This is a genomic window from Acinetobacter legionensis (assembly GCF_048551735.1).
Taxonomy (GTDB): Bacteria; Pseudomonadota; Gammaproteobacteria; order Pseudomonadales; family Moraxellaceae; genus Acinetobacter.
The window spans coordinates 157,846-176,203 of the sequence record NZ_JBIMBV010000004.1 but is presented as its reverse complement, the minus strand read 5'-3'; the positions used below and the strand labels follow the sequence as shown (position 1 = coordinate 176,203).

General features: G+C 37.4%; 18 protein-coding genes. 10 read left to right on the top strand and 8 right to left on the bottom strand.

What is annotated here, in order from left to right:
• The first annotated feature begins 187 nt into the window (after nt 1-187).
• The 3 genes from ACG9ZL_RS05320 to ACG9ZL_RS05310 all read left to right on the top strand — a co-directional run bounded on the left by ACG9ZL_RS05320 (nt 188) and on the right by ACG9ZL_RS05310 (nt 3,788).
• Entirely contained in the window at nt 188-1,738 is a 1,551-nt protein-coding gene (locus tag ACG9ZL_RS05320; protein WP_419359310.1) for an OmpA family protein, read from the top strand.
• A 144-nt stretch (nt 1,739-1,882) separates the two neighbouring features.
• Entirely contained in the window at nt 1,883-2,917 is a 1,035-nt protein-coding gene (locus ACG9ZL_RS05315) for a DUF1311 domain-containing protein (RefSeq protein ID WP_419359308.1), read from the top strand.
• Between the two features lie 91 nt (nt 2,918-3,008).
• Nucleotides 3,009-3,788: a Rossmann-like and DUF2520 domain-containing protein gene (locus tag ACG9ZL_RS05310; protein WP_419359307.1), complete on the top strand. Its 780-nt coding sequence runs from the start codon at nt 3,009-3,011 to the stop codon at nt 3,786-3,788.
• Nucleotides 3,789-3,830: 42 nt separating this feature from the next.
• On the opposite strand, the gene ACG9ZL_RS05305 is transcribed toward ACG9ZL_RS05310, so the two are convergent.
• Together ACG9ZL_RS05305 and ACG9ZL_RS05300 are read right to left on the bottom strand one after the other, a co-directional pair.
• Nucleotides 3,831-3,989: a hypothetical protein gene (locus ACG9ZL_RS05305; protein ID WP_004721086.1), complete on the bottom strand. Its 159-nt coding sequence runs from the start codon at nt 3,987-3,989 to the stop codon at nt 3,831-3,833.
• Between the two features lie 129 nt (nt 3,990-4,118).
• Entirely contained in the window at nt 4,119-5,522 is a 1,404-nt protein-coding gene (locus tag ACG9ZL_RS05300; RefSeq protein WP_336953095.1) for an aminotransferase-like domain-containing protein, read from the bottom strand.
• A 155-nt stretch (nt 5,523-5,677) separates the two neighbouring features.
• Between ACG9ZL_RS05300 and ACG9ZL_RS05295 the strand changes: the two genes are divergently transcribed.
• Nucleotides 5,678-6,532, top strand: coding sequence for a hypothetical protein (locus ACG9ZL_RS05295; protein WP_336953094.1), 855 nt, complete (start codon nt 5,678-5,680; stop codon nt 6,530-6,532).
• A 118-nt stretch (nt 6,533-6,650) separates the two neighbouring features.
• Here the strand turns inward: ACG9ZL_RS05295 and ACG9ZL_RS05290 are convergent, their stop codons facing one another.
• Entirely contained in the window at nt 6,651-7,535 is an 885-nt protein-coding gene (locus ACG9ZL_RS05290) for a LysR family transcriptional regulator (RefSeq protein WP_336953092.1), read from the bottom strand.
• Between the two features lie 167 nt (nt 7,536-7,702).
• Here ACG9ZL_RS05290 and ACG9ZL_RS05285 point away from each other — a divergent pair, with 167 nt between their 5' ends.
• The 6 genes from ACG9ZL_RS05285 to ACG9ZL_RS05260 all read left to right on the top strand — a co-directional run bounded on the left by ACG9ZL_RS05285 (nt 7,703) and on the right by ACG9ZL_RS05260 (nt 13,526).
• Entirely contained in the window at nt 7,703-8,389 is a 687-nt protein-coding gene (locus ACG9ZL_RS05285) for a hydrolase (protein ID WP_419359305.1), read from the top strand.
• 39 nt (nt 8,390-8,428) lie between these two features.
• Nucleotides 8,429-10,303: an amidohydrolase gene (locus ACG9ZL_RS05280; protein ID WP_419359303.1), complete on the top strand. Its 1,875-nt coding sequence runs from the start codon at nt 8,429-8,431 to the stop codon at nt 10,301-10,303.
• Between the two features lie 57 nt (nt 10,304-10,360).
• Complete coding sequence (locus ACG9ZL_RS05275) at nt 10,361-10,525, top strand: DUF1427 family protein (protein ID WP_004721074.1); 165 nt, start codon at nt 10,361-10,363, stop codon at nt 10,523-10,525.
• Between the two features lie 35 nt (nt 10,526-10,560).
• A complete protein-coding gene (locus ACG9ZL_RS05270) occupies nt 10,561-11,241 on the top strand; it encodes a YoaK family protein (protein ID WP_004721072.1) in 681 nt (226 codons plus the stop codon).
• 48 nt (nt 11,242-11,289) lie between these two features.
• Entirely contained in the window at nt 11,290-12,000 is a 711-nt protein-coding gene (locus tag ACG9ZL_RS05265) for a YoaK family protein (protein WP_333665027.1), read from the top strand.
• Between the two features lie 263 nt (nt 12,001-12,263).
• Nucleotides 12,264-13,526, top strand: coding sequence for a carbohydrate porin (locus tag ACG9ZL_RS05260; protein WP_335954521.1), 1,263 nt, complete (start codon nt 12,264-12,266; stop codon nt 13,524-13,526).
• 189 nt (nt 13,527-13,715) lie between these two features.
• Here the strand turns inward: ACG9ZL_RS05260 and cuyB are convergent, their stop codons facing one another.
• Genes cuyB through ACG9ZL_RS05235 form a run of 5 tightly spaced genes read right to left on the bottom strand, consistent with a single transcriptional unit; the run spans nt 13,716 to nt 18,118 of the window.
• Complete coding sequence (cuyB, locus tag ACG9ZL_RS05255; RefSeq protein ID WP_004721068.1) at nt 13,716-14,426, bottom strand: cysteate racemase; 711 nt, start codon at nt 14,424-14,426, stop codon at nt 13,716-13,718.
• 1 nt (nt 14,427) lies between these two features.
• Nucleotides 14,428-15,450: a D-cysteate sulfo-lyase gene (gene cuyA, locus ACG9ZL_RS05250; protein ID WP_056510583.1), complete on the bottom strand. Its 1,023-nt coding sequence runs from the start codon at nt 15,448-15,450 to the stop codon at nt 14,428-14,430.
• Nucleotides 15,451-15,467: 17 nt separating this feature from the next.
• Nucleotides 15,468-16,259 (bottom strand): ABC transporter ATP-binding protein, encoded by a 792-nt coding sequence (locus ACG9ZL_RS05245; RefSeq protein ID WP_336953085.1) that lies wholly within the window; start codon nt 16,257-16,259, stop codon nt 15,468-15,470.
• Nucleotides 16,259-17,038 carry an ABC transporter permease gene (locus ACG9ZL_RS05240; protein ID WP_056510591.1) on the bottom strand — a complete coding sequence of 260 codons (780 nt, stop codon included), beginning with the start codon at nt 17,036-17,038 and terminating at the stop codon, nt 16,259-16,261. The genes ACG9ZL_RS05245 and ACG9ZL_RS05240 overlap by 1 nt, the downstream gene beginning before the upstream one ends.
• Nucleotides 17,039-17,047: 9 nt before the next feature.
• Nucleotides 17,048-18,118, bottom strand: a complete 1,071-nt coding sequence (locus ACG9ZL_RS05235; RefSeq protein WP_056510594.1) for a taurine ABC transporter substrate-binding protein — start codon at nt 18,116-18,118, stop codon at nt 17,048-17,050.
• Nucleotides 18,119-18,358: the final 240 nt, after the last annotated feature.

The following is an 18,358-nucleotide window of genomic DNA, read 5'->3' as shown; positions in this document are numbered from 1 at the left end:
AATTTTACATAAGCCTAAAAAAGTAAACAAAAAGCCAGCATAAGCTGGCTTTTCAAATAGATATTGAACACATTGCGCTACAAAAAGCTATTATAACTATTAGAATTTAATCACTAGAATAAAAAACGATCAATAAAATGATTATTAAAGTGACAAATACAACAATGAAATCGGAGTGTCCAAAATTATGAATATTATTGAGCTTTTAAAAGAACGGGTGACCACAAAAGTTTTACAGGGTGATCTTCAGTTTCAAGACGAAAAAATCGGTGCTTTAAGTGCCTTTTACCCCATTCTCCTCTCTGTTTTAAAATCAAAACCTGAACTCATTGGCACACTGCAGCAAAATCTAAATCCTCGCTTAAGCGAGATTTTCAGTCATCAACCAGAAACGGTTGCGCATTTTTTAGGCTTGGTTGCGGGCAATGCACCAACCCAAGAAATTGAAACCGCATTAAACCACTCTATTGCTCCAACTTTATCATTGCTTGCGGATCAAGCTGGCTCAGATAGTAAACATGAAATTTTTGATTTTATCAAAGCACAATGGAACAATATTCAGGATGCTTTGCCCGCTTGGGCAACAGGATTATTTGCAACATTAGGCTTAAGTGTAGGTGGTCTTGGTTTCGCAGCCACAACGCAAGCTGCACCCGTGGCTGAGGCTGTTATCCCGCCTGTAGAACCTGTGGCACCGATACCTGTACAAAGTGTATCTCCAACACCAGTACCCCTCGATACGTCTACAATCACAACAAATTCGATCCAAGATGAACCTAAAAAATCCAATTGGTTATTGCCAATTATTGCTTTGTTGGTGATTGCCGGATTGGCCGCATTGTTATTCAAACAATGCAGTAACAAACCACCAGTAGGGGGAGATCCAGTAAGCAGTGGCGCTTCACAAGCTGTTGCTGATTTGCAAGCTGCTGAACTGCAAATTTCTACAGATGCAGAAGGTAAATTAGCAAGTTGTCAGGCACAATCGAGCAGTCAATCTTTATTAGACAGCTTAAAAACCAGTATTGCCTCAGTGTTTGGTCAAACCGATCATTGTCAAGTTACAGCCAGCAGTGCTTATGCCGCTGATTTGCCAGATCAAAATGCTGTAGATCAGGTGTTGGCTAAAATTAAAGGTATTCCAAATATTTCACTGACTTGGATCGGTGATCAACTTACCATTCAAACACCAAATTTAGCGCAAGCACAAAAATTGGCAGATGAGTTAAAAGCTATTGCTCCTAATCTACATATTTCTGTAGAGCAAACAGCCGATGCAAATGCAGCTGCAACAAGCAGTGCTGCAAATGTAGATACAAGTAATTCACAAGCAGACCAAGCACTTTCAAGCATTCAGGCAGATAAAGCCAATGTAAATGATATTGCCGCTGCATTGAATTTACAGGTGATTAATTTTGCGACAGGTTCTTCTGGTATTCCAGAAGCCAATAAAGCGATTTTGGATAAAGCAGCGAATTTGTTAAAACAACTACCAGATGCAAAACTCGTGGTTAAAGGCTATACCGATAATGTTGGGAATGCGGATTCAAACAAAAAATTATCTGAAAAACGTGCAAAATCGGTTGTGGCATATTTGGTTGAAAAGGGCGTACATACCTCACAGTTAACTGCTGAAGGACATGGTCAAGACAATCCAATTGCAGATAATTCAACCAAAGAAGGGCAATTTAAAAACCGTCGTATTGAGTTTGAAGTACTTGGTGCAACGACACCATAATCTTTTAAAGTGGTATGTTCGGTGCTAAAACAGGCTTAAATTGTATAAAAAGCTTCTGAATATCCAGAAGCTTTTTATTTTTTACTCGAAAATTCTTCAATTATTTGGTTAAATGATCCACATAAAAATATGATCGGATAAACAATGAATAAATCATTAAACCCATTATTTATGATTGCTGCGATTTCTAGTACCTTGATGCTGTCAGGCTGTGATTACTTCAAAAAGAAAAAAGATGAAGGTAATGCTGAACTTGCAGAGTGGAGCTGTACCAATCAAGATAATATGAATCAAATTCAAAAATATTTGAAAGATGAGTATTTGCGTGAAGTCGCAGACAATATTAAAAATTCTGGTTATGAAGCTGACCAAGCACTACTTCAGAAAATTAACAATGCTTTAAAGTTTGAAGTGAAGAATGTTCGTACGATAACTGAAGACTCTTCTAAAACCAATCAGTTGGAATGTGAAAGTCAGTTAGTGGTTCAATTCCCGAAAGGCTTACAACAGCGTGCTGAAAATTCATATGCAGAATTTGGGCAAGATTGTGAGGATGGATGTGAAGGTGATGGGTATCGCAGCATACGTGAATATATCGAAGCTGGTGAATCTAAATTGGTACTAGCCAATGATCAGTTGAAAGGCAAGTTTAATTATAATGTTGTGAAAACAGACAAAGATGGCTTAACCCTTGATGTGCTTAATCAGGATGCAGTTATTCAAGGGGTAACTTTTGTTACGGTAAAAGCGGTGCAATACGCAGCCTATATGAAAGAAAATAAAGATATGCGTGAACGCGAGCAGGTCAACCAAATTGAAAATGCAGAGCAAACAGCGCTTGCACAAAAAGCCATGGATATCCGTAAAAAAGAGCTAGATGAAGAAAAACTCAAACAAGTCGATCGTTTAAACCAGACTTGGGATAGTTTGAGTGATGAACAAAAAGAACAGTTTAAGCAAGATCAAGCAGAATGGTTTGAAAAACGTGATGTTGATTGTAAAGTCATTTCACAGAAAAGTTTTGGCGATATTCCAGATAGCGAAATTGAAACCTATCAGCAACAACGTCAATATTGGGATGATGCGATGTCTCAGCAAAACAAAGAGATGCAATATACCAAGTGTTTTAATAAACGTACCGCTGAGCGAATTATTTATTTAAACAATGCATTAAATTGATGTAGTTATCAAAATGATCTGAGAGGGATGAATTGATTCATCCCTTTTTTATTGGCATGCTGTAACTATATTTAAAGTTTTAGATGTTGATATGCGTATTAGTATTGTTGGTTCAGGTCGTGTTGCTACACATTTTGCAAAAGCATTGTCAAAACAACATCATATTGTTCAGATTTATAGTCGTGATTTAAACAAAGCACAACGCTTAGCCCAGCTGGTGAATGCTCAGGCTATTGATATTATGCAAGGTATAGATCCTGAAATTGATTTATTGATTATTGCGGTGAGTGACCAAGCCATTGCTCAAGTCATCCAAATGATTCATTCACAACTTTCAGATGTTTTGATTGTCCATACTTCAGGCAGTACCAATCTGAATATATTGACTGAACACCATGTAAAATCTGGGGTTTTTTATCCCTTACAGACTTTTAGTTTTGAACGTGAAGTGGATTGGAAAAATACCCCGTTGTTTATTGAAACGGCTTTACAAGAGGATTTGTCTGCTGTAATGACGCTAGCAAATAGTCTAAGCGATCAAGTTTATCCCTATAATTCAGCGCAGCGGCTGAGCTTACATCTGGCAGGGGTATTTGCTTGTAATTTTACAAATTATTGTTATGACATGGCTAAACAAGTGGTCGATGCACAGCAGGTCGATTTTAATTTACTGTATCCATTAATTTTGGAAACAGCAAAAAAAGCCACTCAAAATGATCCTGAAACAATGCAGACGGGTCCTGCAAGGCGTGGAGATGTGAATATTTTAAATATGCATCAGCGCATGTTACAGGATATGGGACGGGAAGATATTAAAGATGCCTATACACTTTTAAGCCAACAGATACAGAAAAAACACTCACTTGATTAAGTGAGTGTTTTATCAATCGTATCTTTTGAAATCAATTGAGATTTAGTTTAAAGCAGCGTGATCTGCACCGATTGTGACAATAACACCAATACAAAACAGGCTACAGTAGATAAAAAACCAGATAATCATGCGTTTAAAGGCTTTGTCTGAAATCGAGCTATCAGCATATTGTGGTTTTTTAGGGCTTTTGTCATCATTCATCGCAAAATCTCTTTCTGCTTAATATAGATTCATTATGGATAGAAACGAATTCACACTGTAGATACAAAAAATTAGAAAAAAACTATAACAGATAAGTAAGCAATGATGAATCTGTTATAAAAATTCAGCTTATGTTGCGACTAATTTACCAATAATATGAATCAATTCATTTAATGCATTTTGAATCTTTTCATTCATTTCAAATGAACAATTCATCCGAATAAAGTGATTTTGTTGATTGCTAATATTAAATAAGCTGCTCGGTGCGACACTGACACCGTGTTCTAACATGTGTTGATAGATGTCATTACTATCGACCTGTTCAGGCAATTCAATCCATAAAAAGTACCCGGAAGGATAATAATTGACATGGCATTGCTCAGGTAAATGGGTTTTTAAATAATTAAAATATTGTTTTTTATAGCGTTGTAAGGTGGAACGTAAAGTTTTTAAATGTTTTTCATAATGACGATGGGAGAGATATTCAACCAAGGCATTTTGGATAAATGAGTTGACTGAAAGGGTACTCATAAGTTGAGTGTGCTGAATATGTTCAGAAAATTTACCTGCATAGACCCAACCGATACGAAAACCTGCACCTAATGTTTTTGAAAAAGAAGAACAATGTAGCACCCAATTTTGCTGATCAAAGTACTTCATCGAGAGGGGTTTTTTTTGATCATAGTAAAGTTCTTCATAGACATCATCTTCAATCAAATAAATCTGATATTGGTTGAGTAGCTTCGCCAATTTTAATTTAATTTCATCACTCACAGTAAAGCCAATTGGATTCTGACCATTTAACATCATCAAACACACTTTAATTGGATATTTTAAAATTGCGTGTTCGAATGCATCTAAATCAATGCCATGTTCAGGGTGCTCTGGAATAGTAATTACTTTTAATCCAAGTCGTTCAGCCGCTTGCCATGCACCATAAAAAATCGTCTGTTGTAATAAAATATAGTCCCCAGCTTGTGTAAGTGCTTGCAATGAAAGATTTAATGCATCCAAACCTCCAGAGGTAATCACAATATCAGATGGATCAGTGGGGATGCCTTGCATCGCATATTTCTGTGCAATAATTTTTCTAAGTTGATAATTTCCGGGCGGGAGACTTGGAGTTTGTTCATAGCTACGCCGTTGTCGAGCAAGTTGTCCAAGCGTTTGTATCAGTTTAGCGGAGTAGAGCAACTGGCTATTGGGAAAGGCAGAACCTAAAGGGATAATGTGTTCAGACTGTGTTGATTTCAAATATTTGAAAACAATTGAGTTAATTTCAACTGTTTCATTAATCACATGTAATGTGGTGGGATGATCTGAACTTTGTTCTACCACAAAATACCCTGACTTTTCTTTTGAATAAATCAGGCCTTGCGCTTCGAGCTCTTGATAAGCATTCATCACCGTAATTAGACTTAACCCTGATTGTTGAACCTGTTGGCGTAGTGAGGGTAATTTTTCATGTGCTTTCCACGTCCCATTTTCAATCAATAATTTTAGGCTATGCGCCAGTTGTTCAGATTTATACATAGGTCAATGCAAGTGAGTATTTAAAATAACTATAACAGACGCAATCAGTACAGCTCTATCTGTTATATATTTTTTCTAAAATTTTGTGGCTATATTTCTTTTTGATTTCTTTTCAAAATAGTCGCACGCGATGCAGTATAGAATGAGGCAGGGATATGTTTGTTACGACTCAGTTGAATGTGCTCACACAAGTTTTATTTGAGCATGGTTGCTCTGAAAAGGTGATAGAACAACTCAATCAAAGATTTGTAAACTTAGAAGCAACATTGTTGCGTGCCAAAGTCTTACGTGAATTTTCAAAAAAGAAAAGTACAGCGATTATCCAATCTGCAATTGCTTCAAATCATTTAAGTCTGGCTTATTTGTTTTCACCGTTTATTTTGGCGAATTTAAATCAAACAGTGCTTTACTCAACACTTTTTACGGCACAGGTTCAAGATATTTTAAAACCTTATTATCAGGTTGAAAAAACCATGAACTTGACCAAGGATGATGTCGTTCTAGAAAGTTTAAATCTATTTTTAGATCTACAAGATCAAACATGGGATGCACAGGAATTTGTTTATTTTCAGTTGTTCAAAGCACTGACTCAGGCAGAAGTTTATCGTATCTTTTTAATTACAGATCAACCGATCAATCCAGATTATTTGTTTGAAATAGAATGTTTTTTTAAGGTTCGAATTTTCTTGGTAAATCCCGAAAATGATCAAGATGGTCTAAATCTGCAATTAGATCATCATGATCATAAACTAAACATGCAGAAGCTTTTGTTTAAATATAAAGATGATTTTCATGTGGCTTTATGTCGTAAATTTTCAGAAATGAATGCTAAAATTTTAAATTTATCAGATCTTTATGATCTAGCCGAAGCGCAAAACCTAGTCGAAGATATGTTTTATTCTGAGCATATTTATGAAAAACTATCGGTTTATGCTGAATATATGCAGACCCGATTACAGAACAATGTGTTTAGTCCAAAATTCAAATCTGTGTCAAGTTTGCAAGCTTAGATGCTGAGTATTTGCATACACAACGCTTTATTGAAGTGCTTTATGTATTGTATAAAGATACAACATGAGCCGTGAATACTTAGTTCTTAGGTAAAAGTCTGGTCCAAAGCTTTATATTTTAGCGATCAGATAAGTGTTTTTTGAGATGATCTAAAAAGAGCTTCACTTTTTTTGGAATCTTTTGTTGAGATGGCGTAATTGCATAAAAATAAAGTTGCTTTGAATGATAGTCTTCTAAACAACGAACAATTTTTCCAGCATCTTGATCTTTTTTTGCTAAAAAATCGGGTAAAAATATAATGCCTTGATCTTGTTTACAAAAATCTAAAAGGAAATCGCCACTATTGCATGTCAATTTCGGCGTACAGTAAATAGTTTCTTCTTTTTTATTCTTATTCAGCACAATTTTAGTACTTGAATCGGTTTGTGAATACAACAATAGACTGTGCTGTTTTAACTCATCGATTGTATTGGGTACGCCAAATTTTGCAAAATAAGCTGTAGTTGCATAAAAATGTCGATGATAGGTACTAAACAGGTGGGCATTACGCTGATCAATATCTTGACTGATTCTGAGAACAATATCATATTGATCTTCACTGATATTTAAAAACTTATCTGAAAGAAACAAGTCTATTTTGATGTTGGGATACTGTGTCATAAATTTAGAAATGATCTCGGTAAGATGCGCATGTCTAAATGAATGAGGTGCATTGATTCTGAGTTTACCCTCGGGATATTTCTGGTCGTGGGTAAAGTCACTGGTTGCCCATTCAAACTCACTCATAATGACTTTAGAGTGTTGATAAAATTTTTCACCTGAATGAGTTAAATCCATTTTGCGGGTATTGCGGATGAACAGGACCGTATTAAAAATAGTTTCCAAATGGCAAATTCTTTTCGCAACTTGATCTCTAGTAATGTTTAAGTGACGTGATGCACTGCTGAAATTTCCATATTCAACGACACTAATAAAAGTATTGATACAGTCTAATTTATCCATTTAATTTTAAAGTACTCTTCACTTGAATGATTAAAGTAACGCATCATCCTATGCTGATCAATCATTGTATCTTTTTAGGATACAGTTTGTATTTAAAATAGTGTCTAGTGGTTTACGTGTATTTTTGCTTTTATATAAATTCCTTTATAAATGTGTTGCGAATCAAAATGAATAAAGCATTTTTAGAACAACTTACACCTCAAAACTGTCAAATCATCTTTATTGATCAACAACCACAAATGGCTTTTGGCGTACAGTCAATTGATCGTCAAACTTTAAAAAATAATGTGGTGGGATTGGCTAAAGCCGCTCAGGTTTTTAATATTCCAACCACCATTACAACAGTAGAAACAGAAAGTTTTTCAGGGCACACTTTTCCAGAATTATTAAATGTGTTCCCTGAAGCCCCTTTACTCGAAAGAACCTCTATGAACTCATGGGATGACCAAAAGGTTCGTGATGCATTGGCAGCCAATCATCGTAAAAAAATTATCGTATCGGGTTTATGGACTGAAGTTTGCAATATTACATTCGCTTTTGGTGCAATGCTGGAAGGTGATTATGAAATTTATATGGTTGCCGATGCTTCAGGTGGAACTTCAAAAGAAGCACATGATTATGCGATGCAACGGATGATTCAAGCAGGCGTGGTTCCTGTAACCTGGCAACAAGTTTTACTTGAGTGGCAACGTGATTGGGCACATCGTGAAACTTATGATGCAGTGATGGACATTGTGCGTGAACATTCGGGTGCATACGGTATGGGCGTAGATTATGCATTTACTATGGTACATAAAGCGCCAGAAAGAACCACAACGCAACATGAAGTTATTGCACCTGTGTCAGCAAAATAAACCTTATGGATATAAATATTCATCTACATGGAGATGATCATGACAGATGTACAGTTAATTCTTAAGAACGGCAAAATTACCACGCTTGACCCGAAACAGCCTGAAGTGGATGCAATTGCGATTGCTGACGGAAAAATGTTTGCCACAGGTGATGAAAATAGCATCATGAAGTTGGCCAACGACTCGACAAAAGTGATTGATTTAAATGGTCGTCGCGTTATTCCCGGTTTAAATGACAGCCATCTCCATATTATCCGTGGCGGGCTTAACTATAATATGGAGTTGCGTTGGGAAGGGGTTCCGACTGTTAAAGATGCTTTAAGCTTACTCAAAGAGCAGGCAGAAAATACGCCAGCACCACAGTGGGTACGTGTTGTCGGTGGGTGGACTGAATTCCAATTCGCAGAAAAGCGTTTACCAACTTTAGCTGAAATCAATAAAGCTGCACCTGATACCCCAGTTTTTATTCTGCATTTATATGCAAGTGCAATGCTGAACAGAGCAGCATTAGATGTCTTAGGTTTTAATAAAGATACTCCTGATCCACCCGGGGGCAGAATAGAACGCAACGAAAAAGGCGAGCCAACAGGTTTATTATTGGCAACGCCTTCTGCTGCAATTTTGTATTCAACACTGGGCAAGGCACCCAAATTACCCGTCGAAGATCAAGTGAATTCTACCCGACATTTTATGCGTGAGTTAAATCGGCTCGGTGTCACTTCTGCGATAGATGCCGGAGGGGGTGGGCAAAACTATCCAGATGATTATGCAGTGATCAATCAATTGCATGAAAAAGATCAAATGACCGTTCGTATTGCTTATAACCTCTTTGCACAAAAAGCTGGTGAAGAGTTAGAAGATTATCAACGATGGACAGAAATGACGTTTCCTGGCGATGGTGATGCATTATTGATGATGAATGGTGCGGGTGAAAACCTGACTTGGTCAGCTGGTGATTTTGAGGATTTTTATGATCCTCGCCCAGATCTTCCAGAAAAAATGGAAACTGAATTAGAAGCTATTGTTGAACATTTGTCTGAGAAGAAATGGCCGTTTCGAATTCACGCCACCTATGATGAAAGCATTAGTCGATTGCTCAATGTTTTTGAACGTGTCAATGGTAAAAAGCCATTTGAAACCCGTTTTATTATTGACCATGCAGAGACGGTTTCAGAAAAAAACATAGAACGGATTGGTGCCCTCGGTGGAGGAATTGCCATTCAACACCGTATGGCGTATCAAGGCGAAATCTTTGTTCAGCGTTATGGTGCCGATGCAGCCAAAGACACGCCTCCGGTAAAAAAAATGCTTGAGTTGGGTGTACCAGTGGGCGCTGGAACAGATGCGACGCGTGTTGCATCATACAATCCTTGGGTCTGTTTGGCATGGTTAACCACAGGTAAAACCGTGGGTGGTTTTACTTTATATGATGAGAAAGACTTACTTGATCGTCAAACAGCGTTAAGACTATGGACCAAAGGATCTGCTTGGTTTTCAGGCGAGCAAAACCATAAAGGCGCTTTAGTCGCAGGGGAACATGCGGACCTAGTTGTACTCTCAGATGACTATCTCACTGTTGAGGGCGATGAAATTCAATTTATTGAATCAGTCATGACGGTGATGGACGGTAAAGTGGTCTATGCGGGTGCCGAATTTAAGCAACAAGATCCACCGATTCCACCCGCATCGCCTGATTGGTCACCAGTCAAGCGATTTGGCGGGCAGTGGCGCCACTCTGAAAATCGTAATGCGCCTTCCTTACAACCCTTACAAAAAGATTCAGCAGTGTGTGCATGTTCTAGCAGCTGTGGCATGCATGGACATTCGCATGCATGGATGCTTGATGTTCCTATCAATGATCAGGATAAAAAATCATTTTGGGGCGCATTAGGCTGTTCTTGTTTTGCTTTTTAAAACCAACCTAAAAAATTCCATCTGGAACTAGGTGGAATTTTATTGGGGGAGAAATTTATGAAAATCTATCTGATCTCTTTGGCCGTTGGGTTGTTGGTTGGCGTGTTGTATTACCTATTAAATGTGAAATCTCCAGCCCCTCCTTTTGTGGCCCTATGCGGTTTATTGGGGATGGTTATTGGCGAACAACTCATGCCAATGATTAAAAACTTATTATCCTAACGATAGGGTGATGCAATAGCAGGAGAAAGGGGCAAATGATGCAATTCAGACTAAGTAAGTTATTGAGCTTCAATGCAGGCTATGTCGATACTGCAAGCTTTCTCGCATTGCATGGCTTATTTTCTGCCCACGTGACAGGTAATTTTGTAACATTAGGCGCGGCTTTAGTCTCCGAGAGTCAAACAGGTGCTTGGGCTAAATTGGCAGCACTACCGATGTTCTGTATTACAGTTTTATCGGTCAAATTGTTGGATCAAAAGTTTATCCGACATCAAAACAGTTCATATGCGTTTTTTCTAAAACTGATGTTTTTGCTTTTTAGTATAGTCGCCGTATGTTCCTACTTTTATTTGCCTTTTCCGAAATACGATACCATCATGAGTTTCACTGTAGGCATGTTGTTGGTGGCGGCTATGGCGATTCAAAACGCGATGCACCGTATCCATTGGACGAAAGAATCACCAACAACCGTGATGACGGGTGCTACAACACAATTGATGTTAAATATTGCTGAGCTTTTTTCCAAACCTTCTCAGGAAAAAAGACTGCAAATTCGACAGAGTATTGTTGCAATTTTTCCAACCATGTTGAGTTTTGCACTGGGATGCGCAGTTGCCGCAATCGTATATAAATTTGCACTACTGTGGTTATTTTTGCTTCCCCCAGTTTTATTGCTGATGATTTACATCAATCGGGATAACTATAAAAAAGCTTAGGTTTTGACAGGTCCTAATTCTAATTAATTATTGAATGACGAGTAGAACATGGAAAATATACAAACGACGCCGCCGAGTGGGTTTTGGAAAACATGTCGAGATCCTTTGTTATTGACAATTGTGGGTGGCGCAATTGATACCATTGGCTTTATCGCACTGTTTGGTTTTTTTACTGCGCATGTCACAGGAAACTTAGTCTTAGCTGGTGCTGCTTGGGTCAAAGGTGGGCCTGGGATTTGGATTAAGCTTGGGGCAATTCCCTTATTTATTCTGACTGTTGCCATCACCAAATATTGGATTGATCGTAGTGTACAAAAACATACCACCTTAAGTTATTTATTTTTGGGGGAAGCAATTTTTTTAATTGGGTTTATGCTTGCGGGTTTATATTTTGAACCGTTTAAAGATGCCAATAGTGTCACTGTCGCAATTACAGGTGGTTTAGGGCTGATCGCCTTAGCTATTCGTAACACTTCAAGTAAAACCTTAATTAAACATATTAGTCCGAGCACCATGATGACGGGAAATACAACACAGTTAGGTATAGATATTTCTAATTATTTAAGAGATCGGAACCATAGCAATATGCAAAAATTACAGCACAGTTTCAGCATTGTGGTGGGTTTTGTGATTGGCGCATTTTTAGGTGCTTTTTTATATGTGTATCTAGATTTCTGGAGTGTCGCTTTCTTTGTGGCACCCGTGTTGTATCTGTCTTATCTCGCAGCCCAGCAAAGATTTGTCCAACCAAGCCAGTGACTCAATGATGAATAAACGTCAATGAGTAATCATGCTTGATGGAGTTTTGTCATAATTATTGTGACCACGTAGGTGCTTAAAAATTCCCTAAAATATTTATTGGAACAATCGTCTTTTAGTTAAATCAAGCCTTGATTGATTTAACTCGCATTCATCATTCACATTTTTGAGAAATCCAAAAATTAAACCATGTTTTGTCGAATAGCAAAACCAGCATCTGTCATTTATTTAAATTATGGACTTTGCAAAATTAAGGTAAACCTATGTCAAATTTGATAAAATTTACAATTTCTCTTGTTTCATTGCTCAGTATACAGTTACATGCTGCTCAATACAGCTTAGACAAAAATAGCCCTTATTTGTTTGGTGATTGGCAGGGGATGCGGACTGAACTTTTAAAGCAAGGCATTAAATTAGATGCAAACTTGATTGTAGACAGCGCTTATTTAGTTGATGGTGGCTACAATCCGGGGAGTGATCCTAAATATGCCAGTCAATTTTTAATTGGTTCAACTTTAGATTTAGAAAAGCTGGCAAATTGGGAAGGGATGACATTAAGAGCAACAATCACAGCAAGACAAGGACAAAGTTTATCTTCAGAAGATATTTCTGATCCATCCGCACCACAGCTTGCCAATGTTCAAGCAAATTATGGTCGTGGCAACAGTAAAAGTCGATTGACCGAGTTTTCTTTGGAGAAAAACTTTAAAGAACAGGGGCTCAGTATTAAATTAGGGCGTTTGGGAATGGGTACAGATTTCAATGTGATGTCTTGTGAATTTCAAAATAATTCATTTTGTGCTGCGCAAATGGGAAAATGGCAAAGCGGAATTTGGTATAACTCTCCAATTTCTCAATGGGGTGTTCGTTTAAAATATCAATTTCACCCAGAACTCGCCTTACAAATCGGTGTTTATGAATATAACCCTCAAAATGCTTTAGAACGGCATGGCTGGAATCTGAGTACCCATCAAGCTGATGGTATCACTATTCCCATAGAGATGATCTGGCGACCGAAATCATTGATCAATGCATTAGCAGGAACTTATCGTGTAGGGGCTATGTATAACACTGCAGATGAAACTAAAAATCAAAAGGATATACGGACGGGGCAGCAACAAAATCATACCTATGGCGCTTGGTTTAATTTTGACCAGCAACTTACTTCAGTTGGTGTAGGAAAGCAGGGCTTACACAGTTTTGCAAATTTTACATTCCATAGCCGTACCACCAACAAGGTGGATCAGTCTCAACAGATCGGTCTAAAGTATTATGGGGTGATAACCAGCCGAGCTGAGGATAATTTGGGTTTTGCGCTTAATCGTATTCATATCAATAATCGTTTTGCAGATGATAAGAAACAATTTAATGCTGATGCCGAATATAATATTGAATTAAATTATAGTTATTATCCAACAAAATGGCTGATGTTACGTCCAAGCCTGCAATATATTGTTCATCCTAGTGCAACACATGATATCAACAATGCTTGGGTCTTGGCATTGGGGACAAAGCTTAACTTTTAGAATCAAGAATAGTTAATTAAATTTTATCAATGCATACTGATGTTACGAACACTAGGTATTTATCTATATTGATTATAGATGGGTTTATATACTGCTTGATCCATGCTTATGCCATATAATATAAGGCAATAAAAAGCCGAAAATAATTCAAAGTATTCTCTTAAATAGAAAATGAAGACTGATTTATTTTTAGTAAAACCACCTTACACAAGCATCTGCTAAAAGTTGCGTAGTATCGAAGCTTACATTTAAAATTGGAGATTGAATGGCGTGTAAGCCCAAGGGAATTTCTGTACAGGCTAAAATAATTGAACCTGCACCTACATCTATAAGCCGTTGACTGAGTTCTTGAAAAATGATACCTGCTTTTTCTGATTCATTCCGTTTTACAGCATAAACTGCAGGCATAAATTTTTTTTCAATTTCTTCTTCAGAATTCATTACATAAGGGATGTTATATTTACTTAATTCACGTTGATATAACTCGGTAGAAAGGGCGCCTTTGGTTGCTAAAATTCCAACTTTATCACCATATTTATAATGATCCAAAATCTGTTGTACAGTAATTTCAATCATATTTAAGATTTCAATATTGGTCTGTTGTTGTAAGTCAGCATGCCAAAAATGTGCGGTGTTACATGGAATTGCCACTTTAGCAACACCACTACGTTCTAAAATTTTTAAACCATGTAACATGGCTTTGAAAGGACTTTCACCTAAGTTTTTAAGTGCAAGTTGTCGGTCAGGAATTCCACCATGATTCCAAACAATAGTTGGAATATGTTCCTGATCTTTAGTTGCAGGGCTTGCATCGAGCAGGCGCTGTTGAAAATCAACTGCAGCACCTGGCCCCATGCCACCTAGGATTCCGAGCGTAGGAAATTCTGAAAAATCAATCATTTTACAAGCGGTATGCGTCTTTGTGAGAGAATGCTTTACGGTACCCAAATAAGCCTACAGCACCACCAGTATGCAGAAAGATCACTTTATCGTTTTTAGTGAAATAACCTTGGCGAATTAGGCCTACTAAACCTGCAAAACCTTTACCTGAGTAAACTGGGTCAAGCAAAATACCTTCAGTTCTGGCAAGGAGTTCAACAGCTTCAACCATGCTGTCTGTTGGGATACCGTAACCATCGCCAACATAGTCACTATTTGCCACAACTTTTTCACGTGCGATAAGATCAGCACTCAAACCAAGATGTTCTAAAGTTGAGCGAGTAAGTTTATAGACGTTTTCTTCTTGTTTAGATTTTTCAGCACGAACGCTGATACCTAACACAGGTAAGTTAGAATTTGTTGCAACAATACCCGCTAAAAGACCTGCTTGAGTTCCAGTACTCCCTGTTGCATGTACAAGATGAGTTGGGGCAAGTTGGATCTGGTTGAGTTGGTTAATTAATTCAATTGCAGTAGATACATAACCTAAAGCACCAATAGCGTTTGAGCCTCCACCTGGAATAATATAAGGGCGTTCACCTTGTGCTTCTAATTCTTTTGCTTTTGCTTCTAAAGCAGCAGCCATGTCTGTACCGCCAGGAACAACTTCAATTGATATGGCACCTAAAATTTCGTCCAGCAATAAGTTCCCATTGTTGTAATATTCATCTGCAGCATCACTGACGCGTTGTTCAAGTAAAACAGATGCTTTTAAGCCGAATTTATTTGCTGCAGCAATGGTTTGACGAACATGGTTAGATTGAGTTGCACCTTGAGTAATCACATGTGTTGCGCCTTTTGCAATTGCATCGCCTATTAGAAATTCTAATTTACGGGTTTTATTTCCACCAGTAGCAAGACCTGTTGCATCATCGCGTTTGATATAAATTTCAGGACCGTTTAATGCTTTGGTTAAGTTAGGTAAAAACTCAAGAGGAGTAGGTGCATGAACAAGTTTAACGCGGGGTAAATGACTTAATAACATAAAAGTGTCCTGTAGATTTAGTGTATGTAATCAATCATGCGGTTAACTTCTTTGCGCATAATTTCTAAAATATGTTTTTTGGCTTCAATGAATTCTGGCTGTGGAGCAATATTTTCAATCGTACGTGTATGGGGTAAATTGACTTGAATATCTTCTGCAATACGCCCAGGATGTCCTGCCATTAAGATAATGCGATCTGCTAAAAGTAAAGATTCGTCTATATCATGAGTGACAAATAAAACGGTCGTTTTGTTATCTTGCCAAAGCTTAGTTAATGTTTCCTGCATCAAAATACGTGTTTGAGCATCCAAAGCACCAAAGGGTTCATCCATGAGTAAAATTTTTGGTTTCATGACCCAAGCACGGGCAAGTGCAACACGTTGTTTCATCCCCCCTGAAATTTGCCAAACGCGATGATTTTCAAATTTTTTTAAACCTGTTTTTTCTAAGTAATATTCAGTTTGTTCGGTAATGTATTTAGGCTCTCCCTTTAATTGCTTAAGGGGAAAATAAATATTTTCTTTCACTGTAAGCCAAGGGAATAATTGTGCTTGTTGGAATACAACAGCTCGATCAATGCCTGGTGCTGAAATAGGTTGACCATCTACATAAATGTTACCAGAGCTAGGTTTTTCAAAACCTGCAAGTAAGTTCAAAATAGTTGATTTACCGCAGCCAGATGGACCAAGTAAACAAACGAACTGACCCTCAGAAATTTCTAAGTTAATGTCTTTTAGAACCGTATTTTCAGATTTGTTTTGCTTGAATGTTTTTTGAAGATTATTTAGCTGAATAAATGTTTGAGTCATTATACTTTTCCTGTCCAAGGTGCCCATTTTTGCTGTGCTTTTACAATGAGCCAATCTAAAATAAAGCCAATTGTTCCAAGTAAAATAATACCGACAATCACAACATCAGTACGTAAGTATGAGCCCGCGTTAATGATCATCCATCCTAAACCTGACGTTGCAGCAACCATCTCAGCCGCAATTAATGAGGTCCAACCAATACCAATCGATAAGCGAATCGTGGTGAAAATTTCAGGAAGTGAAGAGGGTAAAATGACACGAAATAAGATTGATGCTTTTCCTAGTCCCATTGTTTGTGCAGCTTGAATTAAACCCTGTGGAACGTTTTGGCTTGCTGCAGTTGCGCCAACAATTACACTAAGTAAAGTAGCAATAAAGATTAGGAAAAATTTTGATGCCTCACCAATCCCCAACCACACAACAACTAATGGGATTAAAGCAATTTTAGGAATAGGGCGTAAAAATTGTACGAATGGATCTAAAATGGCATTGAGTACAGGACTACGGCCCATTAATAACCCCAAAGGAACACCAATAATAATGGCAATGAAAAATGCAAAAAATGCACGTGCCGTACTCACTAAAATGTGTTGATAAAATGGAGCATCTCGATAACCGTTTTGAAATAAATCTAAAACTGTATCTACTATTTGTAAGGGGGATGGCAATAAAATGGGTGACACAAGTTTAAAGGTACACACAAGCTGCCAAATAACAACAAAAGTGATTAGTGATAATGCACTAATTACTTTTGCTTTAAACGGGTTCAACTGACTCATTCTATAACCTTATTTAGTTGCTTCGATAAGGTATTTACTGTCGATATTGGGCGCATAACTTTTTGGAACATCAGACTGTTTTAGCTCGCCGATACCGACTAAAAATTTAGCAATATCTTGAGTTGCTTTTGCCAAGCCTGAGTTTTCATCGTTTGATGTTGTACCTAGGTACTTTTCAGATGCTTGATCTTTCAAAGGAATGTAATCAATACCTGCCAATGTAGTTTCAACTTGCTCGTATGGAAGGTTTAAGTATTTAGAAATTTTTTCAGAAGCTAATTTCGGATCTTTTTTATATTCATCAACTTGTTCTTGGTATGCTTTTAAAAACTTAATCACAAGATCGGGGTGTTTTTCTGCAAACTCTTTGCGGACAGCGAAGTTGTTATAAACCAAAATGCCTTGTTCATTTAGTGTCGTTGTACGATAAATCTCTTTGCCACCTTGTTTTTCTAATTGTTGTGTAAATGGGCCCCAAACATAGGCAGCATCAATATCGCCACGAGTCCATGCAGAAACAATTTCAGCAGGTTTAAGTGGTAATAATTTGATTTTTGATTTATCAATTTTATTTAATGTAAGTGCTTGTTCTAATGCATATTGTGCAGTTGAGTTTGCAGGGAAAGCAACTTTTTTACCCACTAAGTCTTGTAGAGTTTTAATTTCAGGTCGAACAATCAAACGCTCTGCACTTGAAATTAGACCCTCTAAGCCAATGACTTCAATGGGTAATCCGCGAGTGATCCCTGCAACAGCAGGACTTGAACCAAAACGGGCGATATCAATTTCATTGGCAGCAAAGTAATTAATCACATCTGCTCCCGATGCAAATTCAACCCACTTAATTTTGGTGCCTAAAGCTTTTTCAAAATCTCCGTCGGCTTTACCTAGGACCCAGACACGGGGACCACCACCCCAAGCAAAACGGACCTCTTGTGGTTGTTCTGCTGTTTGTGACGCTTCAGCTTTGGGTTCATTGTTTTGTGGCGATTTATTTCCACAACCAACTAAAAGTGTAAAACTGAGAATACCGAGGGACAAAGCCAAATTTTTAAAATGAAAACCTGTTGTATTCAACATTTTTCTTTCCAGTGTTTTTGAAATTTCTCCGATCTTAATGAGAATTTTAAATTAATAAAAATATGAAAAAATGGAATAGTTATATATAAAATAGATGTTATCTTTATGAATAAAAAAGAAATATTTATAGTTTTTAAAAGTAAAGATTATACCTTGTAGTCAAATTTTTAAGATGATGTGCTTTTAAAGCATAGGTAGAAATTTGATTATAAAATCATTTATTTAAATAATTGATGATCA